This window comes from Stenotrophomonas sp. (assembly GCF_031995405.1).
Classification (GTDB): Bacteria; Pseudomonadota; Gammaproteobacteria; order Xanthomonadales; family Xanthomonadaceae; genus Stenotrophomonas.
On sequence record NZ_DAMAGC010000035.1, the window covers coordinates 18390 to 37275 of the forward strand.

17 protein-coding genes and 2 pseudogenes are annotated in these 18886 nt (G+C 66.7%); 14 read left to right on the forward strand and 5 right to left on the reverse strand.

The annotated features are described in order from the left end of the window. Window positions 1-29: 29 nt before the first annotated feature. The 3 genes from RTO53_RS08660 (at window position 30) to RTO53_RS08670 (ending at window position 2109) form a co-directional block, all read left to right on the forward strand. A complete protein-coding gene (locus tag RTO53_RS08660) occupies window positions 30-731 on the forward strand; it encodes a cytochrome c1 (protein ID WP_312237421.1) in 702 nt (233 codons plus the stop codon). A 160-nt stretch (window positions 732-891) separates the two neighbouring features. Continuing rightward, on the forward strand, window positions 892-1527 hold the full coding sequence (locus RTO53_RS08665) for a glutathione S-transferase N-terminal domain-containing protein (RefSeq protein ID WP_256776200.1): 636 nt from the start codon (window positions 892-894) through the stop codon (window positions 1525-1527). A 138-nt stretch (window positions 1528-1665) separates the two neighbouring features. Then, complete coding sequence (locus RTO53_RS08670; protein WP_312237405.1) at window positions 1666-2109, forward strand: ClpXP protease specificity-enhancing factor; 444 nt, start codon at window positions 1666-1668, stop codon at window positions 2107-2109. Window positions 2110-2143: 34 nt separating this feature from the next. On the opposite strand, the gene RTO53_RS08675 is transcribed toward RTO53_RS08670, so the two are convergent. The 4 genes from RTO53_RS08675 to RTO53_RS08690 all read right to left on the reverse strand — a co-directional run bounded on the left by RTO53_RS08675 (window position 2144) and on the right by RTO53_RS08690 (window position 5034). Beyond that, a complete protein-coding gene (locus RTO53_RS08675) occupies window positions 2144-2500 on the reverse strand; it encodes a DUF3301 domain-containing protein (RefSeq protein WP_312237406.1) in 357 nt (118 codons plus the stop codon). A gap of 83 nt (window positions 2501-2583) precedes the next feature. Next, complete coding sequence (locus RTO53_RS08680) at window positions 2584-3660, reverse strand: DUF2272 domain-containing protein (protein ID WP_312237407.1); 1077 nt, start codon at window positions 3658-3660, stop codon at window positions 2584-2586. Between the two features lie 250 nt (window positions 3661-3910). Beyond that, window positions 3911-4768 (reverse strand): carboxylating nicotinate-nucleotide diphosphorylase, encoded by an 858-nt coding sequence (nadC, locus tag RTO53_RS08685; RefSeq protein ID WP_312237408.1) that lies wholly within the window; start codon window positions 4766-4768, stop codon window positions 3911-3913. Beyond that, window positions 4765-5034, reverse strand: coding sequence for a Trm112 family protein (locus RTO53_RS08690; RefSeq protein ID WP_312237409.1), 270 nt, complete (start codon window positions 5032-5034; stop codon window positions 4765-4767). Before RTO53_RS08690 ends, nadC begins: the two co-directional genes overlap by 4 nt. A gap of 59 nt (window positions 5035-5093) precedes the next feature. On the opposite strand from RTO53_RS08690, the gene purE reads away from it, so the two are divergent. Together purE and RTO53_RS08700 are read left to right on the forward strand one after the other, a co-directional pair. Next, window positions 5094-5597, forward strand: a complete 504-nt coding sequence (gene purE, locus RTO53_RS08695; RefSeq protein ID WP_312237410.1) for a 5-(carboxyamino)imidazole ribonucleotide mutase — start codon at window positions 5094-5096, stop codon at window positions 5595-5597. Next, window positions 5594-6742: pseudogene (locus tag RTO53_RS08700) on the forward strand (5-(carboxyamino)imidazole ribonucleotide synthase). The gene purE and the pseudogene RTO53_RS08700 overlap by 4 nt, the downstream one beginning before the upstream one ends. Before the next feature lie 77 nt (window positions 6743-6819). On the opposite strand, the gene RTO53_RS08705 reads toward RTO53_RS08700, so the two are convergent. Further along, window positions 6820-7401 carry a Fe-Mn family superoxide dismutase gene (locus RTO53_RS08705; protein WP_312237411.1) on the reverse strand — a complete coding sequence of 194 codons (582 nt, stop codon included), beginning with the start codon at window positions 7399-7401 and terminating at the stop codon, window positions 6820-6822. A gap of 106 nt (window positions 7402-7507) precedes the next feature. Here RTO53_RS08705 and grxD point away from each other — a divergent pair, with 106 nt between their 5' ends. From grxD to RTO53_RS08750, 9 genes and pseudogenes are all read left to right on the forward strand, one after another. Next, a complete protein-coding gene (grxD, locus tag RTO53_RS08710) occupies window positions 7508-7828 on the forward strand; it encodes a Grx4 family monothiol glutaredoxin (RefSeq protein WP_256776191.1) in 321 nt (106 codons plus the stop codon). Then, window positions 7825-8565 (forward strand): SDR family NAD(P)-dependent oxidoreductase, encoded by a 741-nt coding sequence (locus RTO53_RS08715; protein WP_312237412.1) that lies wholly within the window; start codon window positions 7825-7827, stop codon window positions 8563-8565. The genes grxD and RTO53_RS08715 overlap by 4 nt, the downstream gene beginning before the upstream one ends. A gap of 397 nt (window positions 8566-8962) precedes the next feature. Further along, window positions 8963-12157, forward strand: coding sequence for a carboxypeptidase regulatory-like domain-containing protein (locus tag RTO53_RS08720; protein ID WP_312237413.1), 3195 nt, complete (start codon window positions 8963-8965; stop codon window positions 12155-12157). Between the two features lie 282 nt (window positions 12158-12439). Then, window positions 12440-13828, forward strand: a complete 1389-nt coding sequence (ppnN, locus tag RTO53_RS08725; protein WP_312237414.1) for a nucleotide 5'-monophosphate nucleosidase PpnN — start codon at window positions 12440-12442, stop codon at window positions 13826-13828. 160 nt (window positions 13829-13988) lie between these two features. Continuing rightward, window positions 13989-14504 (forward strand): Tfp pilus assembly protein FimT/FimU, encoded by a 516-nt coding sequence (locus RTO53_RS08730; RefSeq protein WP_312237415.1) that lies wholly within the window; start codon window positions 13989-13991, stop codon window positions 14502-14504. After that, window positions 14501-14992, forward strand: coding sequence for a type IV pilus modification protein PilV (gene pilV, locus RTO53_RS08735; RefSeq protein ID WP_312237416.1), 492 nt, complete (start codon window positions 14501-14503; stop codon window positions 14990-14992). The genes RTO53_RS08730 and pilV overlap by 4 nt, the downstream gene beginning before the upstream one ends. Before the next feature lie 8 nt (window positions 14993-15000). After that, entirely contained in the window at window positions 15001-16158 is a 1158-nt protein-coding gene (locus tag RTO53_RS08740; protein WP_312237417.1) for a PilW family protein, read from the forward strand. A 5-nt stretch (window positions 16159-16163) separates the two neighbouring features. Then, window positions 16164-16691, forward strand: coding sequence for a PilX N-terminal domain-containing pilus assembly protein (locus RTO53_RS08745; RefSeq protein ID WP_312237418.1), 528 nt, complete (start codon window positions 16164-16166; stop codon window positions 16689-16691). Window positions 16692-16702: 11 nt separating this feature from the next. Beyond that, a pseudogene (locus RTO53_RS08750) lies at window positions 16703-18886 on the forward strand (pilus assembly protein); the annotation flags it as partial.

The following is an 18886-nucleotide window of genomic DNA, read 5'->3' on the forward strand; positions in this document are numbered from 1 at the left end:
TTGTCCGGCTGGCCTGCGCGGCCGCCCTGATGCTGGCCAGCAGCCTGGCCGGCGCCGCCGAAGGCGGCGCTACCCTGCAGGCCGGCAACGACCTCGGCGACCGCGCCTCGCTGCAGCGCGGCGCGCAGCTGTACATGAACTACTGCTCCGGCTGCCACGCGCTGAAATACCTGCGCTACTCGCGGATGGCCGCCGACCTGGGCCTGAGCGAAGAAGAGGTCATGAACAACCTCAACTTCACCGGCACCCCGATCGGCGAACAGATCCCGGTGAGCATGCCCAAGGCGCAGGCAGAGAAATGGTTCGGCAAGATGCCGCCGGACCTCAGCCTGATCGCCCGGGTACGCGGCACCGACTGGGTCTATACCTACCTCAAGTCGTTCTATCTCGACCCGTCCCGGCCGCTTGGCTGGAACAACCGCCTGTTCCCCAATGCCTCCATGCCCAACCCGCTGTGGGAGATGCAGGGGCTGCAGCACGCGATACACGGCAAACCGGAAAGCCCGGGGGCCGACGCGCCGGTGATCGGGCTGAAGATCGAACAACCGGGCAACGTAAGCGCTGCCGAGTACGACCAGACGGTACGCGACATCACCAACTTCCTCGAGTACGCCGGCGAACCGGCCGCGCTCAAGCGCCAGAAGCTCGGCGTGTGGGTGATCCTGTTCCTGGCCCTGCTCACCTTCCTGGCGTACCTGCTGAAGAAGGAATACTGGAAGGACGTGCACTGAGCGCCATCGCGCCGCCGAGTATCGATCGACTCGATCAGGGGTCGATCGGCCTATTGGCTTTTGTGATGGGCAGTTGCACACTCGGGTACTGTGACGACCGCTGGCAATGGGCTGGCGGCGCCGATACGACCGGCGGTTACCGGACGTTGGAGAGCCTTTGATGGCGGCGAGCGTACGCATGCGGAACACCCTGACGCTGTTTTCCTCGAACGACGATGTCCTGTGCCATCGCGTGCGCCTGGTACTGGCGGCCAAGGGCGTGAGCTACGACTTCGTCCCGGTCGACCCGCAGAACCCGCCCGAGGATCTGATCGACCTCAACCCGTACCATTCCGTGCCCACCCTGGTGGAACGCGAACTGGTGCTGTACGCGGCCTCGGTGGTCAGCGAATACCTGGACGAGCGTTACCCGCACCCGCCGCTGATGCCGGTCGATCCGCTGTCGCGCGCGCGCATCCGCCTGGCGATGCTGCGCATCGAACACGACTGGGTGCCGCAGGTGCAGGCCATCCAGCTGGGCAACAAGACCCAGGCCGAAGCCGGGCGCAAGCGCCTGAAGGAACTGCTGACCAGCGCGGTGCCGCTGTTCAAGGCCAGCAAGTTCTTCCTCAATCCGGAAATGAGCCTGGCTGATTGCGCGATGGCGCCGATCGTGTGGCGGTTGCAGTCGCTGGACGTGCCGCTGCCGAAGGATGGCAAGTCGATCGAGGATTACGGCAACCGGATCTTCCGCCACCCGGGCTTCATCCGCAGCCTGACCGACCAGGAAAAGAAGCTGCGCGATCTGCCCAGCTGAGTCCGGCCCGCCGGTGCAGCTGACTGCATCGGCGCTTTACGTTCGGCGCGCGGGTGCTGACCGGCGCCGGTGCGGGCGCGTACACTTGCCACTGCGCAATCGGATCCCTGCAGCCGAGCACGGCTCGGCTCTACCCCCATGACAGAAGACACTTTCCGCATGACCAGCCACCGTCCGTACCTGTTGCGGGCACTGGTGGAATGGATCAACGACAACGACCTGACGCCGCACATCCTGGTGGACGCCGGCATGCCCGGCGTGCAGGTGCCGCAGAGCGCGGTCAAGGATGGCAGGGTGGTGTTGAACATCGCCGAGCGTGCCGTCGTACGCCTGCACATCGACAATGACAGCGTGAGCTTCTCGGCACGCTTCTCCGGGACCAGCTATCCGGTGCAGGTGCCGATCTCGGCCGTGCTGGCGGTATATGCCCGCGAGACGGGGCAGGGCATGGCCCTGCCGGATGACATCCCCGGCCACGACCCCGGCCCGGACGACGAGCTGCCGCCCGACGACAGCCCGACCCCGCCCGATGACGCGCCGCCCAAGCCCAGCGGCCGCCCGCATCTGCGCGTGGTCAAGTAAAGCAGAATGGCCGCCGCAAGGCGGCCATTTCATGTCACACGTCCTCGGCCCCGCTGGTATCCACGCCGCGCCGGATCTCGCTGATCCGGGCCGCCGACGGCCCCACGAACGCCACCAGCTCATCGCCCCGCAGCACCATGCGGCCGGTGTGGCGGTCCACGCCATCGTGCGAATACTCGAACTTGAAGGTGCGCTCCCAGCCCAGCCAGCCATTGGGCTTGCGGCATACGCGCAGCCCGGTGCCGTGCACGCTCTGGTCCAGCCATTGCACATCGGCGGCCCGGCAGGCGTTGCGGCCCAGCTCGCCGGCACGCTCGGCGGCCGCGCGCGAGGAGTTCCAGAACGCGTAGGCGAACGCACCGGCAATCATCAACAGGATCAAACTGGGCATCGGTGACTCGGTGCGGTCAAGGAGGTCGAACCTTCAAGATGGCGACGAACGCGACCGGGATCAAGCCTTGCGCGTGGCGGTTGCTACGAGGTCTGCGGCGGGTGTACCGGCAGCGTCGCGGGCGGTACAGGCGGAGGGGTCGGCGGGGGCGGCGGAAGCGGGCGTGCGGCGGGCGACAGCGGTGTCGCCGCCGGTGCCTGCGGTGTCTGCGGAGCGGCGGCCGGCATCGATGTGCCGGCCGGGTAGGGGGCGTCCATCGGCGCCATCGCCGGCGCGGTGGCCACCAGCTTCAGCAGCGCGGCCCAATCCTGCCGATTGAAACTGCATTCCTCCTCGCGCCCCGGCGTGCAGCTCTGATCCACCCCGTCGCCGGCATCGGCCTTGGCCGGCGGCAGCTCGATGCGGCCGCTGCGATCCAGCGACAGTTTGCGCATCGCCACGGTGTTCATCACGTTGCCGCCCACCAGGTACAGGGTGTGATCACCGCCGACGTTGGCGGCGATCACCACCTCGCAATGTGATTTCCAGTGCGACACCGCGCCGCTGCCCAGGGACTGCACCAGTCCGCTGTAGCTCAAGGTCTGCCTGCGGTCGCGCAGGAAGCACAGCAGGTCACCCGGGGCAGGCTTTTCCTGGGCTGGATCGGTCATCCGGTACGGTCCGCTGTTCTGGTAGGCCGCGCGGATGTAATCGATGTGGCGAGGCGAGCGGGTGAAGCCGGGCACGCTGGCGCGGGTCATCACCCAGGAAATGAACGCTGCCGACCACGGGTTGTCGATCAGGAAGGCGCGGCAGTCGCTGTCGGTATAGCGCGTGCCCAGCGGCGCCATGCAGCTGGAGGCGCCCGGCTGGTCGCCCATCGGCGACAGCGTCCCGCTCTCGCGCCAGTAACCGACCACCCGCTGCCAGGCGATCACGCCATTGTCGGCCAGGTGCTCGTTCTCGGCCTCGGTGACGCTCAGGCTGGCCGCGCGGCCATCGCGATCGATGAACGGTCGATACCACAGCCGATGCTCGTTGCAGGCGGTCTTGACGATGCTCACCGCCAACGGACTCAACCCGAACCGCGGCGGGATATCGCAGACCTCGGCGGCGGAGGCGGTGGCCGGCAGCAGCGTCGCCAGCGGCGACAGGCATGCAAGCAGGAGCAAGGGGCGCATGCGCGCTCTCCGGGATGGGGGCAGGGCAAGCCTCGCAGACCGGATCTGCCGGTGCCGTGAAAACAGCGAGGCCGATGCGCGCGTCCGCTGCGTCGCCGCGTTCCGAACCCGTGCGGCCCGTCTGCGCAAGCGCCACGCCGCGCGCCGGTGGTGCCGGCGGCTGGCCAGCTCTCGACCTGGTAGTGCCGGCCGTTGGCCGGCTCCCGACCAACGCGGAGCTGGCCAACGGCGGCACCACCGTGCAGGCCGGTCAAGCCGGCGGCGGCCCCAGTTTCAGCGACAGATCGATCGCCTGCACGTGCTTGGTCAGGCCGCCTATCGAAATGCAGTCCACGCCGTCCTCGGCGATCGCGCGCAGGCCGTCCAGCCCGACGCTGCCAGACACCTCCAGCGGAATCCGGCCAGCCGCGATCCGCACCGCCTCACGACGCGTGTCCGCATCGAAGTCGTCGATCAGGATGCGTTCGCAGCCGACCGTCAGTGCCTCGCGCAACTGATCGAGGTCCTCGACCTCCACCACCAGCGGCAACTGCGGCCACTGCACGCGCGCTGCCTGCACCGCAGCGGTGAGGGAGCCCGCTGCGCGGATGTGGTTCTCCTTCAACATCACCGTGTCGAACAACCCCATCCGGTGGTTGTCGCCGCCCCCGCAGCGCACCGCGTACTTCTGTGCCACGCGCAGCCCCGGCAGGGTCTTGCGGGTGTCCAGGATGCGCGCGCCGGTGCCGGCCACGGCCGCCACATGGCGTGCGGTGGTGGTGGCGGTGCCGGACAGCGTCTGCAGGAAATTCAGCGAGGTGCGCTCGGCACTGACCAAGCTGCGGTTGCGCCCGTGCAGGATCGCCAGCACGGTGCCGGCGGCGACGGCGTCGCCCTCGGCCACCCGCCAGTCGATCGTCACCTCGGGATCCAGTGCGCGGTGGGTGGCGTCGAACCACGGCCGGCCGGCGATCACCGCGTCCTGCTTGCACAGCAGGTAGGCGCTGTCGGGACGGTCGGGCAGCAGGGCGGCGGTGACATCCCCGCTGCCGATGTCCTCCGCCAGTGCGCGCGCCACATCGGCGGCGACCCCTGCCGCATCGGGCGCCTCAAGGACGACCGGACTCATTTTTCAGGGAAATCGGCGATCTGCGCGGTCGCGATGGCCTCTTCGGCCAACAGCACCGGGATGCCGTCGTCGACGCGGAACACCTGCTTGCGGTCGCGGGTCAGCAGCGCCTCGCGCAGGGCCAGCGCCTGCGTGCTGCCATCGGCCTTGACCACGGCACCGGCGCCGATCGCGCGGTTGAGTGCGTCCAGGCCCTTGGCATCGAGCAGGGACAGGGGCTGGCGGGTATCGGGCGAGCACAGCAGGTCGAGCAGCTTGCGATCCATGGATTCTTCGTCTTGCGTGGAAGATGGCTAGAATACGTCTTTAAGGCAGGTGACGGCCAATGACCCCCAACCAATCCGCGCCGCTCGTCGGCATCGTCATGGGTTCCCGCTCCGACTGGGAAACCATGCAGCACGCCGCCCAGAAGCTTGATGCGCTCGGCGTTCCCTACGAAGTGAAAGTGGTCTCGGCGCACCGTACGCCGGACGTGCTGTTCACCTATGCCGAGCAGGCCGGTGAGCGCGGCCTGCGCGCGATCATCGCCGGTGCCGGGGGCGCGGCCCACCTGCCGGGCATGATCGCGGCCAAGACGGCCGTGCCGGTGCTTGGCGTGCCGGTGCAGTCCAAGGCCCTCAACGGCATGGACTCGCTCCTGTCGATCGTGCAGATGCCGGCCGGCATCCCGGTCGCCACCTTCGCCATCGGCAACGCCGGCGCGTCCAATGCCGCCCTGTTCGCCGCGGCCATGCTGGCCTCCGACCAGCCGGCCATCGGCGAGGCGCTGCAGGCCTTCCGCGCCCGCCAGACCGAAGACGTCATGGCCCACGACGACCCGCGTCAATGAGCATGAATACCGTTGGCATCCTGGGCGGCGGGCAGTTGGCCCGCATGATGGTGCTGGCTGGCGCGCCGCTGGGCCTGCGCTTCGAGCTGTTCGACCCGGCCGCCGATGCCTGTGGTGCCCAGGTGGCGCCGCTGCAGGTGGCTGCGTTCGAGGATGAGGCCGCGCTGGCCGCATTCGCCGCGCGCGTGGATGTGGTCACCTTCGATTTCGAGAACGTGCCCGCCCGCAGCGCCCGTTTCCTGGCTGAGCGCGTGCCGGTGTACCCGAACCCGGATGCGCTGGCCGTGGCCCAGGACCGGCTGAGCGAAAAGACCCTGTTCCAGCAGCTGGGTATCCCGCTGCCGCCGTTCGCCGATATCCGCAGTCGCGACGAACTCGCCGCCCGGGTGGCCGAGTTCGGCATGCCCTGCATCGTCAAGACCCGCCGCCTGGGCTACGACGGCAAGGGCCAGTTCCGCATCCGCAGCGAGGCCGACATCGATGCCGCCTGGGCCACGCTGGGCGATTACGTCGAGCGGACCGGGCTGATCCTGGAGGGCTTCGTCGCCTTCGATCGCGAAGTCAGCGTGGTGGCCGTGCGCGGTCGCGACGGTTAATTCCGCGCCTGGCCGGTGACCGGCAACTGGCATGTCGACGGCGTGCTTTCGGCCAGCCTGGCGCCGGCGACGTTGGGTCCTGCCCAGCACGAGGCCGCCATCGGCCATGCGCGCGCGCTGGCCGAGCGCCTGGATTACGTGGGCGTGTTCGCGCTGGAGCTGTTCTGCCGCGGGGAGGAGCTGCTGGTCAATGAGATGGCCCCGCGCGTGCACAACTCCGGCCACTGGACCATCGAAGGCAGCGAGACGTCGCAGTTCGAGAACCACCTGCGCGCCGTGCTCGGCCTGCCGCTGGGTGATACACGCATGCTCGGCCATGCCTGCATGCTCAACTGGCTCGGTGCGATGCCCGAAGCGGCCGCTGTGCTCGGCCAGCCGAGCGGGCATTGGCATGATTACGGCAAGCAGCCGCGCGACGGCCGCAAGGTTGGTCACGCCACGCTGCGCGACGCGGATGCGCAGGCCCTGGCCGACGCGCTGGACACCGTGGGCGGGCAGCTTGACCGTACCGCCCAGGTCGCCCCGGTGGTCGCTGCATTACGCCGCTGAAACGGGCGCGCTGCCTGCGCGCCCGCCCCCCGGGCGACCACACGACCCGGTTGTCGCCGCCATGACGGCGCGCGCCTTCAATCCCGCAGCTGCGCGGCCACGAAGTCCCAGTTGACCAGCTTCCAGAACGCCTCCAGATAGCGCGCGCGCTCGTTCTGGTAGTCGGTGTAATACGCGTGTTCCCACACATCGCAGGCCAGCAATGGCGTGCTCTGTCCGGTCAGCGGGGTGCCGGCGTTGCGGGTCGTCTGGATCGCCAGCGCGCCGGTCGGGTGTTGCACCAGCCACACCCAGCCCGAGCCGAACAGGCCCAGCGCCGCGCGGTCGAATTCCTCGCGCAGCCGGCGGATGTCGCCGAAGTGGCGGGTGACCAGTTCGCCCAGCCGGTCCTTCGGGTCGCCGCCACCGCGCGGATGCAGACAGCGGAAGTAGAAGTCGTGGTTCCAGGCCTGCGCGGCCGCGTCGAACAGGCTGCCCTGGCTCTGCCGCACGATGTCCTCCAACGGCAGCTCGGCCAGCTCGGTGCCGTCGATGCGCGCGTTGACCGCCTCGACATAGGCGCGATGGTGACGGCCGTGGTGCAGGTCCAGCATCTCGGCCGACAGGTGGGGCTGCAGGGCGGTGCGGTCGTAGGGCAGGCGGGGCAGTTCGAGGGGCATGGCTCGCGACGGATTGGGGAGAGGGGCGCCGGAAGGCTTACAATGGCGATGAGGGAAGTCTATCCGACCGGCCAGGTCGGGTTGTCCCACCTGCAGGAGAGGCGTTGTGGCGGTGATGCAGCAGATCCAGTCCGAAGTGGAGCGTTACCCCCTCGTGTTGTTCATGAAGGGCACCCCGCAGTACCCCATGTGCGGTTTCTCCAGCCGCGCCATCCAGGCGCTGATGGCCGCCGGCGCGGTCGCGCTGCGCACGGTCAACGTGCTCGAGGAACCCGAGATCCGCGCCAACCTGCCGCGCTTCTCCAACCTGCCCAGCTTCCCGCAGCTGTTCATCCATGGTGAGCTGATCGGCGGCTGCGACATCGTGCTGGAGCTGTTCGAGTCCGGTGAGCTCAAGCGCATCGTCGAAGAGGCTTCACAGGCATGAGTGCCGTCCCGTCCGTCGTGGCCGGGACCGCATCGCTCGCCGATCGCGTCATTCTCATCGCCGGGGCCGGTGGCGGCTTCGGCAGCGCCGCCGCCATCGCCTGTGCCGAGGCCGGTGCCACCGTGGTCCTGCTCGGGCGCAAGCCGCGTCGGCTGGACCGGGTCTATGCCGCCGTCCAGGCGGTCGGCCCCGAGCCGCTGCTGTACCCGCTGGACCTGGAAGGGGCCACCCCGGACGACTACGCGGTCCTGGCCGAACGCCTGCAATCCGAGCTTGGGCGGCTGGATGGCCTGCTGTACTGCGCCGCCGATTTCGCCGGGCTGACGCCGTTCGAGCTGGCCGATCCGGGCAGCTTCGCCCGCGCGGTGCACGTCAACCTGACTGCCCCGGCCTGGCTGGCCCAGGCCTGCCTGCCGCTGCTGCGCCAGCGTGATGATGCCGCGCTGGTGTTCACCGTGGACGATCCGGCGCGGGTGGGGCAGGCCTACTGGGGCGGCTACGGCGCCGCCCAGCACGGGCTGCGCGGCCTGATCGCCAGCCTGCATGACGAACTCGGGCGCAGCCCGGTCCGGGTCAGTGGCCTGCAGCCCGGCCCGATGCGCACCGCCCTGCGGGCCCGTGCGTTCTCCCTGGACGAAGATCGCAGCGCCCGCGACCCGGTCGATTGCGCCGCCACCGCGGTCCTGCTGCTGTCCGCCCAGGGCGTCGCCCACCGCGGCCAGATCCTGGACGCCTGAAGGGCAGGGCCCGGTCATCTCGCGGTAGACCCCATCCCCTCCGGTAGTACCGGCCGCTGACCGGCTCCCCCGCCATCCCGGCGGTCACCAAGCCGCAGCTTTCCCTGGCTACCTTGCGCACACCGCCGCAGCGGCCATTCAGCCAAACGGGCTGAGTTGTGAAGATGACGTCACGATAGCGTTGTGATGGCGTGTGTTTTGTCGCCAAAACGTCACAATCCAGCGCTACCGTGTTAATCTAGTGTTAACCGTTGCGGCTGAAACCAGCCCGCGGCTAGGGAACCCAGATAAAAGTCCAGTCAGCCGCCAGCAAGGCTGCTTGGGCGCGTTTTTTTCTCCGCCATCGCCAATCTCGCATCGAGGCTACTCCCCAATGACCCACTCACGCTGTCTCCGGATGTCCAAGCTCACCCTTGGTCTCGTGGCCGCACTTGCTGCCGCTCCCGCCTTCGCCCAGAGCACCTCTGCCGGTGTCGGCGGTCAGGTCACGTCCGCCTCAGGTGCGCCTGTTGCCGGTGCCGAAGTCACCATCACGCACACCGAGTCGGGCACGGTCAGCCGTGCGACCACCGATGCGGCGGGTCGTTACAACGCGCGCGGTCTGCGCGTGGGTGGTCCGTACACCATCACCATCACCAAGTCCGGTGAAGGCACCAAGACCGAAGACGGCCTGTACCTGGGCGTCAACCAGACCGGTACCGTCAACGCGGCACTGACCGGCGACCTCGCCGCGACCAACCTGGATGCCGTCCAGGTCGTCGCCGTTGCTGCAGGCTCGGAAGTGTTCAGCGCGACCAAGATGGGCTCGGGCACCAACATCAGCCAGCAGCAGATCGAAGTTGCCCCGTCGATCGGCGGCAACATCCAGGACCTGATGCGCCTGGATCCGCGCGTGACCTTCATCGACCGCGCGTCCGGCTCGATCTCGGCCGGTGGCCAGAACCCGCGCTTCAACTCGATCAGCATCGACGGCGTCTCGGCCAGCGACACCTTCGGCCTGGAAGGCAACAACATGCCGACCCGCCGCCAGCCGGTCGCGATGGAAGCCATCGAAGCGCTGGACATCAACCTGTCCAACTACGACGTCAGCATCGCTGCCGCCGCCGGTGCCACCGTCAACGCGGTGACCAAGTCCGGTACCAACGAATTCCACGGCTCGGTCTACGGCACCTACCGTGACGGCGACTGGTTCGGCGACAACCCGGAAGGCCAGAAGTTCAACGGCTTCACCAAGGAAAAGACCTACGGCATGACCGTTGGCGGTCCGATCCTGAAGGACAAGCTGTTCTTCTTCGCCAACTATGAAAAGTTCGAGCAGGCCGCTCCGGGCGCCGACCTCAGCACCACCCCGCTGGGCAAGCCCAATGGCCAGTTCACCCTGGCCGACGTGACCCGCGCGCAGCAGATCGCGCAGGGTTACGGCATCGAAGCCGGTGGCCTGGAAAGCAACGGCGATACCTCGATGGAAGAGTACGCGCTGAAGCTGGACTGGAACATCAGCGACAACCACCGTGCCAACATCCGTTACAGCAAGATCGACCAGAGCAAGCTGCGCATCAACGGCATGACCACGAGCTCGGCCTCGCTGAACTCGTACTGGTACCAGCACAACAAGACCAACGAGAGCTATGTCGCCCAGCTGTTCAGTGACTGGACCGACAACTTCTCGACCGAACTGAAGGCCTCGTACCGCGAGTACTCGGCCATCCGCGCGGTGTCGACCGATGCTCCGAGCGTGCGCATCTATTTCGGTGGCACGCCGACCGCGCCGTCGGGTGACTCGCTGTACCTGGGTACCGAAGTCAACTCGCAGGACAACATCCTGACGACAAAGGCGTGGAACTACTACGGCGCCGGCACGCTGACCCTGGGCAACCATGACGTCAAGTTCGGTGCATCGTACGACACCAACGACATCTACAACTACTACGGCGCCAACTCGTGGGGCACCTACACCTTCTACGGCCTGGACAATTTTGCCGCCGGCCGCTGGAACACCTACGACTACGCACCGGAGCGCACCCCGGGCTCGATCGCTGCTGACTACACCTACAGCAACCTGGCGCTGTTCGTGCAGGACACCTGGTACGTCAACAACAACCTGACCCTGACCCTGGGCCTGCGCGCCGACCGTCCGGACACCAGCCCGTCGCCGGCCTACAACGCTGCCGCGTCGAACTTCTTCGGCTACAACAACAGCAAGGTCTTCGAGAGCAAGTTCCTGGTGCAGCCGCGCTTCGGCTTCAACTACACCTTCGACACCGATCGCCCGACCCAGCTGCGTGGTGGCGTGGGCCTGTTCCAGGGTGATTCGCCGCAGGTGTGGATCAGCAACAGCTACTCGGCGACCGGTTTCAACACCAACGTCTACAGCCTCCGTAACACCCAGTACGCCGATTCGCTGAAGTTCAATCCGAACAAGGATAGCCAGCCGGTTCCGACCACCCCGGGTTCGGCCGTGCAGAACGTCAATTTCGTCGGCAACGACTTCAAGCTGCCGTCGATCTACAAGGCCAACCTGGCCCTGGATCATGAGACCCCGTGGTATGGCATCGTGGCGTCGGCCGAGCTGCTGGTCACCAAGGTCAAGGATGGCCTGTTCTACCAGAACCTGAATCTGGGCCCGGTGCAGTACCAGGGGCCGGACGGCCGCGACATGTTCTACCTGCAGAACAAGGTCGGTGCATGGCAGACGGCGGACTCCCGCGCCCGCAAGGCCGCTGCCTACAACAACGTCTACCTGATCAACAACACCGACGAAGGCCGTACCTCGCAGTTCACCGTGTCGCTGTCCAAGCCGTGGACCGACGCCAGCGACTGGTCCTGGAACATCGGCTACACCTACACCGATGCGACCGAAGTCGGTTCGCTGACCAGCTCCACCGCCAGTTCGGGTTGGAACTACCAGTACGCCTTCGACGCCAACACCCCGGTCGAGAACACCTCGCGCTACCAGATCCGCGACCGCCTGTCGGGTGCGCTGAACTGGAAGCACAAGTTCTTCGGTGACTACGAAACCAAGGTCGGTCTGGTGTACGAAGGCCGCAGCGGCCGTCCGTATAGCTACGTGTTCGTCAACGATGCCAACGGCGACGGCCGCACCGCCAACGACCTGTTCTACGTGCCGAAGGGCCCGGGCGACGTGCTGTTCGGCACGCTGTCCAACACCGGTGCGTTCACGGCCGATGCCGCGATGGAGAAGAGCTTCTTCGATTGGCTGGCCGCGAACCCGGACCTGGCCAAGTACGCGGGCAGCACGCCGGGCGCGAACGGCTTCCGCAGTGGCTGGATCAACACCTTCGACCTGCGCATCAGCCAGCAGCTGCCGGGCTTCATGAAGGGGCACAAGTCGGAAATCTGGCTGGACGTGCAGAACGTCGGCAACCTGCTGAACAAGAAGTGGGGCAACATCTACGACTACGGCTTCTTCGCCGACAGCCGCGTTGCCACCCTGCAGGGCATGTACCAGGGCAAGTACGTGTACAACTACCGCGGCGCCGATACCCCGACCGTCGCCAACGCCGACGCCGACGGCTTCGACGTGGGTGTGTCGCAGTGGTCGCTGCAGCTGGGCTTCCGCTACCAGTTCTGATGAACTGACGTAGCAAGAGCTGCATATGGAACGGCCGGGGAAACCCGGCCGTTTCTGTTTGTCGGGAAGGCGGGGCGGTCATGGCTGGATGGGGCGGCGTTCTTGCTCCCTGCGGCCACTTCATGTACCCTCAACCGGTTGCGCGCAGACATGCGCACCGCAGCGCGCCGAAAAGGCCCGCTGCCGCTGAAACCTATCCAACGGTCGGGCTTCCCGGCCGTTTTGCTTTTTAAGGGGGCAGCGGTACAGTCGGAAACCTTGAGGAAAGCAGAAAAAATGGAAATGAAGATCACCGAAACCCCGGCGCGGACGCTGCCGGTGCAGGACGCGCGGATCTACCCGCGCGGCGGCCTGGACGTGTTGTCGCGTGCCGAAGTGGCGCGTCTGCGCGACGCCTCCGGCGGCGGCATGCACGAGCTGCTGCGCCGTTGCGCGCTGGCCGTGCTGACCAGTGGCAGTGCCTCGGACGATCCGCGCGCGGCGCGCGATCTCTACCCGGATTTCGACATCCAGGTGGCGCAGCAGGATCGCGGCGTCCGCATCGACCTGGTCAACGCGCCGGCCATGGCCTTCGTGGATGGCGAAATCATCCGCGGCGTGGCCGAGCTGCTGTTCGCCGTCGTGCGCGACCTGGCCTACATGGCCATCGAGATGGGTCCGCAGTACGCGGCCGAACTGGAATCCTCCGAGGGCATCACCAACGCGGTGTTCGGGCTGCTGCGCAACGCGCGCATCCTCAACCCCGGCGACCCGAACCTGGTGGTCTGCTGGGGCGGTCACTCGATCGGCCGCGACGAATACCTGTACACCAAGCAGGTGGGCTACGAGCTGGGCCTGCGCGGCCTGGACATCTGCACCGGCTGCGGCCCGGGCGCGATGAAGGGCCCCATGAAGGGCGCCACCATCGCCCATGCCAAGCAGCGCAAGCACGTCACCCGCTACATCGGCCTGACCGAGCCGGGCATTATCGCCGCCGAGTCGCCGAACCCGATCGTCAACCACCTGGTGATCATGCCGGACATCGAGAAGCGTCTCGAAGCGTTCGTGCGGATCGGTCACGGCATCATCGTGTTCGCCGGTGGCGTCGGTACCGCCGAAGAGATCCTGTACCTGCTCGGCATCCTGCTGCGCGAGGAGAACAAGGACCTGCCGTTCCCGCTGATCCTCACCGGCCCGACCGTGGCCGCGCCGTACTTCGAACAGATCGACCGCTTTATCCGCCTGACCCTGGGCGAGGCCGCAGCGGCGCGCTACGAGATCATCATCGGCGACCCGGTCGCGGTGGCGCGACGCATGTCCGCCGGCATCAAGCGCGTGCGCGAGCATCGCCTGGAGCAGAAGGATTCGTTCTTCTTCAACTGGTCCATCGAGATTCCGTGGGAGTACCAGCAGCCGTTCGTGCCCACGCACGAGGCGATGGCTGCGCTGGATCTGCACCACGGCCGTCCGCCGCATGCCCTGGCTGCCGACCTGCGTCGCGCGTTCTCCGGCATCGTCGCCGGCAACGTCAAGGAAGACGGCATGCGCCGCATCGAGCAGTTCGGCCCGTTCGAGATCCACGGTGACGCCGACATGATGCAGGCCCTGGACGAGCTGCTGCGCGGTTTCGTCGAGCAGCGTCGGATGAAGATCTCCGGCGAGTACCAGCCTTGCTACAAGGTCCTGGCCTGAGCCAGCCGGGGCGGGCAGGGTGGCCCGCCCCCGTCCGATCAAGACCGGAGGCGTCAACGCGTTGACGCCTGTCGCCCCCGGGCGACCGTTCGTCCTGCCGCCGCTTGCCGCCCGGCGGCGGGTCGTTCATCTTCTGTGTCATCACGCTGGGGAGCGTTCCATGTCTGTACGCCGTTCCAAGGGCTTCACGCTGGTCGAGTTGATGGTCACCCTGGTGGTGCTCGGGGTACTGGCCGCGATCGCCTTTCCGAACTTCCGCGGCACCATTCGTTCCAATCGCGTCAGCACCTCCAACAACGAGTTGGTGGGCATGTTGTCGCTGGCCAGAAGCGAGGCGATCCGCAACAAGCAGGGGGGCGGCGTGTGTGCCAGCACCCAGGGGCTGGCCTGCGACGGCAACTGGTCCGACGGGCTGATGGCCTGGTCGGACCTGGATGGCAACGGCAGCTTCAACGGCGCCGACACGGTGTTGCGATTCGCCCGCGGCTCCACCGACCTGGCGGTGACCGGGCCGACGCCGGCGTCGATCGCGTTCGATGCCCGTGGCCGTCGCCGCAGTGCCGCCAACCAGCAGATCCTGTTGGCCCCGGCAGCGTGCAAGGCGGGCGAATCGAACCGCACCTTGACGGTGAATCTCTCCGGCCAGGTCCGGGTTGTACGAGGAACGTGTTCATGACGCGCAGGAATTTCAACGGCTTTGGTCGGCGCGCACGCGGCTTCAGCCTGCTCGAGGTGCTGGTCGCGCTGCTGGTGCTCGCGTTCGGGCTGCTGGGCTTCGCGCTGCTTCAGACCATGAACGTCCGGTTCGTGCAGAGCGCCAACTACCGCACCCAGGCCACCAACCTGTCCTATGACCTGATCGATCTGATGCGCGCCCAACGCGCCAGCACGCTCAACGGCGGTGGTTACGTCGATGCGTCCTTCGCTGCCGGCTCGGTCACCAGCAAGGGCGCCTGCGCTTGGCCCACCGGTGCGGCGGTCACCGCCAAGCAGAACGTGGCGCGCTGGCAGTGCCAGGTCGTCAAGACCCTGGGCGACAAGGCCAGTGCGCAGGTGCAGTACAACAACGGGCAGGTCACTGTGGCGATCAGCTGGGGCGACCAGCGCTGGGATGCCAAGGATCCCGACAGCCTCACCTCCTTCGCCCTGGTATCGCAACTATGAGTGCGCACATGTCTTCCCGTGGTCGCATGGCCGGCCTGTCACTGATCGAAATGATGATCGCCATGGTCATCGGTCTGGTCATGATGCTGGGCGTGGTCCAGATATTCATCGCCTCGCGGACTGCCTCACAGCTGTCCGAGGGGGTAGCACGCACGCAGGAAAATGCACGCTTCGCGCTGGATTTCCTGCAGCGCGACCTGCGCATGGCCGGCCACTTCGGCTGTGTCAACGACCAGGCGCACGTGGTCAAGGGCAACGCCTCCATCGGGTATCGCATCGCCGGTGTCGTTTCCGGCAGCGGGGTGCCGCTGGATTTCTCGGTGCCGATCCAGGGCTATGAGGCAGGCGCTACCACGCCCACCAGTTCGCTGACCATCGGTACGACCTGGCAGGCCGCGATTGCGGCGCCGGCCAGCATCACCGGTCTCAATCCTGCGCCCAGCCCGGGCAGTGACATCGTGGTGCTGCGCTTCTTCCATCCCGACGGCGTGCCGATCAGCACCCTGACCTCGAGCGCTACGCAGTCCACGGTCGGCATCAGCAGCGAGGGCGCGCAGCGCCTGGCGGCGGGTGTCACGGGTGGGCCCACCGTGTTCGGCGTGGCTGACTGCAATCGTGCCGATGTGTTCACCGGTACGTTGTCTGGTACCACCGTTACCGCCAACGCCACGGATCTGTCCAACTACGCGGCCAACAACGCGGTGACCATGCTGTACCGCGCCGAGGCGGTGGTCTATTACGTGGCCAGCAACGGCACCGAACCGGCGCTGTACCGCGCCCGCGCTGGCTCCAACGGCGCTTACGGTGCCGGTGAGGAACTGGTCGAAGGCATCGAGAGCATGCAACTGCTGTACGGTCTGGATTCGCAGACCGACATCAGCCGCGCCGCGCCGCCGACCGGCAATATCGTCGAGCAGCAGACGGCAAATGCGGTCAGCACCGCCACCACCGCCGCCGCTGTCGCGCAGTGGCGCCGCGTGGGCCTGGTCCAGGTTGGGCTGCTGGCCCGCAGCCCGCAGCAGGCGTCGGCGGAGTCCCCCAAGGACGCGGGCAACTATCTGGGCGTGCTGGGTACCACTATCGTCCCCCCCGCCACCGACGACAAGCGCTACCGCGCCAGCTACGAAGTCTCGGTGGCGCTGCGCAACCGTCTGTTCGGGAACTGACCGACATGAAAACACTGAGTTCCTTGCCCCGGCCGCGGCACTCGTCATCCCCGCGCCGCAGCCAACGCGGTGCAGTGCTGTATGTCGCGCTGATCATGCTGATCCTGCTGGCGCTGCTGGGCGTGGTCGGCATGCAGGTGGCGGGCATGCAGGAAAAGATGTCCTCCAGCTACCGCGCCACCAATCTGGCCTTCGAGAATTCCGAAGCGACGGTGCGCGGGGCCGAAGACGCGGTGGAGAAGATCGCCAACCGCGAAGCGGCTGGCGCCAATCCGATCGTCGGCAGCGCCGACATCGGGCAGCGCTGCGATGATGGGTATGACCCCGCGGTGTGGGTACGTGACGCCAATCTGGGCAGCAAGCCGCTTGTCAATGTCCGCCAGATCCAGTCCTGCATCCAGGGCGAAGGCGCGCTGGACATGGGGCGGCCGCTCGACGTGGCCACGCCGGTGTACCAGATCACCGGCTATGCCGCCGATTCCAACGCCGACGCCACGTCGTCTTCGGCGATCGATACTGTGTTCAAGCTCTGAGGGCCGCCGCAATGATGTCGCGCAAATTCAAATCCCTGCTCGCCGCCTCTGCGGTGTTGCTGGCCGGTGGCGGTTACCTCATCTACAGCCTGATGGCCGCCCAGGCCCAGGGCGTGCTGGCCCAGGCCCCGCTCAACAACCTGGTGCAGACGCCGCCGGCGTTCATCATGGCGGTCGATGATTCCAACTCCATGACCTTCGAACGCATGTTCCCCGGTGGCGATGGGGCGATGCGCTGGAACAATGCCAACGGCAGTTTCTTCAGTTCGGCTGGCGTGTTCTACAGCGTGGGCGGTGCCTGCTCCACCAACGACTGCTACCTGTACCTGTACCCGCACGCGAGATTCAATACCAGCTACTCCCCCGGCCGCGCGATTCCGCCGCTGGATATCTTCGGTTTCGCGCGTTCCTCGACCTACAACGCCAGCTATTACGATCCGGCGGAAACCTACCTGCCATGGCGCAAAGCGGACGGGACGCTATGGGACAACGCGCCCATCACCGCCACGCGCGCCGACCCGCGCAGCGGGTTCAACGGTTACGCCGCCATCTACGATATGACCAGCAATCGTACCGAGACCAGTGAGAACTTCCAGTTCGTGGCCGGTATGACCATTCCGGACCTGACGGGCACCGGAAACCGGTACTATCGCGATGGCGCGTGGCGCACGGCCGCGCGCAGCATCACGGCCGACGTTGCCTATCCGGTCGACTACTTCCCGGCCACGTTCTACCTGCCGGCCGACGCCCCCGCCCCGACCGGTTACCGCACCGCCGACGCCAACCGACCGGTGATCGCCGGTGCCTGCGGTCCGGGCTGCAACATGCGTCGCTACCAGATCAAGAGCGACAATTACGCCAACGCGGCCGATTACAACACCGCGATCCAGAACTTCGCCAACTGGTTCCAGTATCACCACAACCGCATTCTCGCCATCGTCGGCTCTGCCAGCCACGCGATGGTCGATGTCAACAATATGCGGGTGGGTTACTTCACCATCAACAAGCTCAACGCCGTGACCATGTATGACATGGCCACCAAGAGGTCGGATCTGTACAACCAGATCTACAATCTGGCCCCGGCCGGCGGTACGCCCAACCGACAGGCAGTGGAGTTCCTGGGCAAGCAGTTCCGGCGCACCGATGCCGGCGCACCGGTGCAGCTGGCCTGCCAGAAAAACGGCGGCATGCTGTTCACCGACGGCTACACCAACACGTCCAGCACGGTCAGTGGCTACGGCAATGCCGACGGCACGGACACGTCTCCGTTCAATGGCGCGCCGTTCAAGGATGCCTACAGCAATACCATCGCCGACGTCGCGGCTGCCTTCTACGGTGGCGCCACCTGGACCCCGCTGCGTAGCGGCACGGGCTTCCCGGTCGGGCAGGTACCGATCAGCAACCAATGCAAGACCCTGGATGTGGGTTCGGCGGCGTGGAAGCGGCTGGATTGCCAGCCTAACCTGCACATGAATTTCTACGGCGTCACCCTGGGTGCGCAGGGAAAGATCTACGGGGTCAACCAGGCGGCCACCGATGATCCGTATGCCAATCCCCCGAACTGGAACGGCAACGGCGATCCGATCAAGGTCGACGACGGCACCGTGATCGATGAAATCTGGCATGCGGCGATCAACAGCCGCGGCGAATTCATCAACGCACAGACGCCGGCCGAGGTCACCGCGGCGATGCGTCGCGTGCTGTCCTCGATCAGCAGCGGCGGCTCGTCGTCGGGAAGCCTGGGCATGACCGGTGCGCGCATCGGTGCGGGCTCGTTGAGCGTGACGCCGCGCTACGACATCGCCAACGAAGGCACCGACTGGTACAGCAGCCTGGTGGCTTCCAAGGTCAGCGTGAATGCGCAGACCCAGGTCGCCGAGTACACCCCGGTCTGGGACGCCGCGACGCGACTGAGCTCCTCGGGCCGCCAGATCGTGATGAACAAGAACGGCACCGCGCTGGATTTCAGCAGCACCAACGTTGCCCTGGCCGATCTGTGCAAACCCGGTCCGCTGGTCCGCTGCACCGAGGCCGACATCACCGCGCTGGGCGGCACCAACGCCACCGCAGTGGCCTACCTGCGCGGCGACACCTCCCGCGAGGTGCGCAACAGCGGCATCTTCCGCGACCGCACTACGCTGCTCGGTGACATCATCAATTCCAATCCGGTGGTGAGCTCGCCGTTGGACGACTAT

What these genes read in the sequence shown, in the direction of transcription:
- RTO53_RS08670 (WP_312237405.1), top strand. Translation starts at nt 1,666, where the DNA reads ATGACAGAAGACACTTTCCGCATGACCAGCCACCGTCCGTACCTGTTG.
- RTO53_RS08690 (WP_312237409.1), bottom strand. Translation starts at nt 5,034, where the DNA reads ATGGATCGCAAGCTGCTCGACCTGCTGTGCTCGCCCGATACCCGCCAG.
- RTO53_RS08720 (WP_312237413.1), top strand. Translation starts at nt 8,963, where the DNA reads ATGTCCAAGCTCACCCTTGGTCTCGTGGCCGCACTTGCTGCCGCTCCC.
- RTO53_RS08715 (WP_312237412.1), top strand. Translation starts at nt 7,825, where the DNA reads ATGAGTGCCGTCCCGTCCGTCGTGGCCGGGACCGCATCGCTCGCCGAT.
- RTO53_RS08680 (WP_312237407.1), bottom strand. Translation starts at nt 3,660, where the DNA reads ATGCGCCCCTTGCTCCTGCTTGCATGCCTGTCGCCGCTGGCGACGCTG.
- RTO53_RS08745 (WP_312237418.1), top strand. Translation starts at nt 16,164, where the DNA reads ATGAAAACACTGAGTTCCTTGCCCCGGCCGCGGCACTCGTCATCCCCG.
- pilV (WP_312237416.1), top strand. Translation starts at nt 14,501, where the DNA reads ATGACGCGCAGGAATTTCAACGGCTTTGGTCGGCGCGCACGCGGCTTC.
- RTO53_RS08740 (WP_312237417.1), top strand. Translation starts at nt 15,001, where the DNA reads ATGTCTTCCCGTGGTCGCATGGCCGGCCTGTCACTGATCGAAATGATG.
- RTO53_RS08730 (WP_312237415.1), top strand. Translation starts at nt 13,989, where the DNA reads ATGTCTGTACGCCGTTCCAAGGGCTTCACGCTGGTCGAGTTGATGGTC.
- RTO53_RS08665 (WP_256776200.1), top strand. Translation starts at nt 892, where the DNA reads ATGGCGGCGAGCGTACGCATGCGGAACACCCTGACGCTGTTTTCCTCG.
- purE (WP_312237410.1), top strand. Translation starts at nt 5,094, where the DNA reads ATGACCCCCAACCAATCCGCGCCGCTCGTCGGCATCGTCATGGGTTCC.
- nadC (WP_312237408.1), bottom strand. Translation starts at nt 4,768, where the DNA reads ATGAGTCCGGTCGTCCTTGAGGCGCCCGATGCGGCAGGGGTCGCCGCC.
- RTO53_RS08660 (WP_312237421.1), top strand. Translation starts at nt 30, where the DNA reads ATGCTGGCCAGCAGCCTGGCCGGCGCCGCCGAAGGCGGCGCTACCCTG.
- RTO53_RS08675 (WP_312237406.1), bottom strand. Translation starts at nt 2,500, where the DNA reads ATGCCCAGTTTGATCCTGTTGATGATTGCCGGTGCGTTCGCCTACGCG.
- ppnN (WP_312237414.1), top strand. Translation starts at nt 12,440, where the DNA reads ATGAAGATCACCGAAACCCCGGCGCGGACGCTGCCGGTGCAGGACGCG.
- RTO53_RS08705 (WP_312237411.1), bottom strand. Translation starts at nt 7,401, where the DNA reads ATGCCCCTCGAACTGCCCCGCCTGCCCTACGACCGCACCGCCCTGCAG.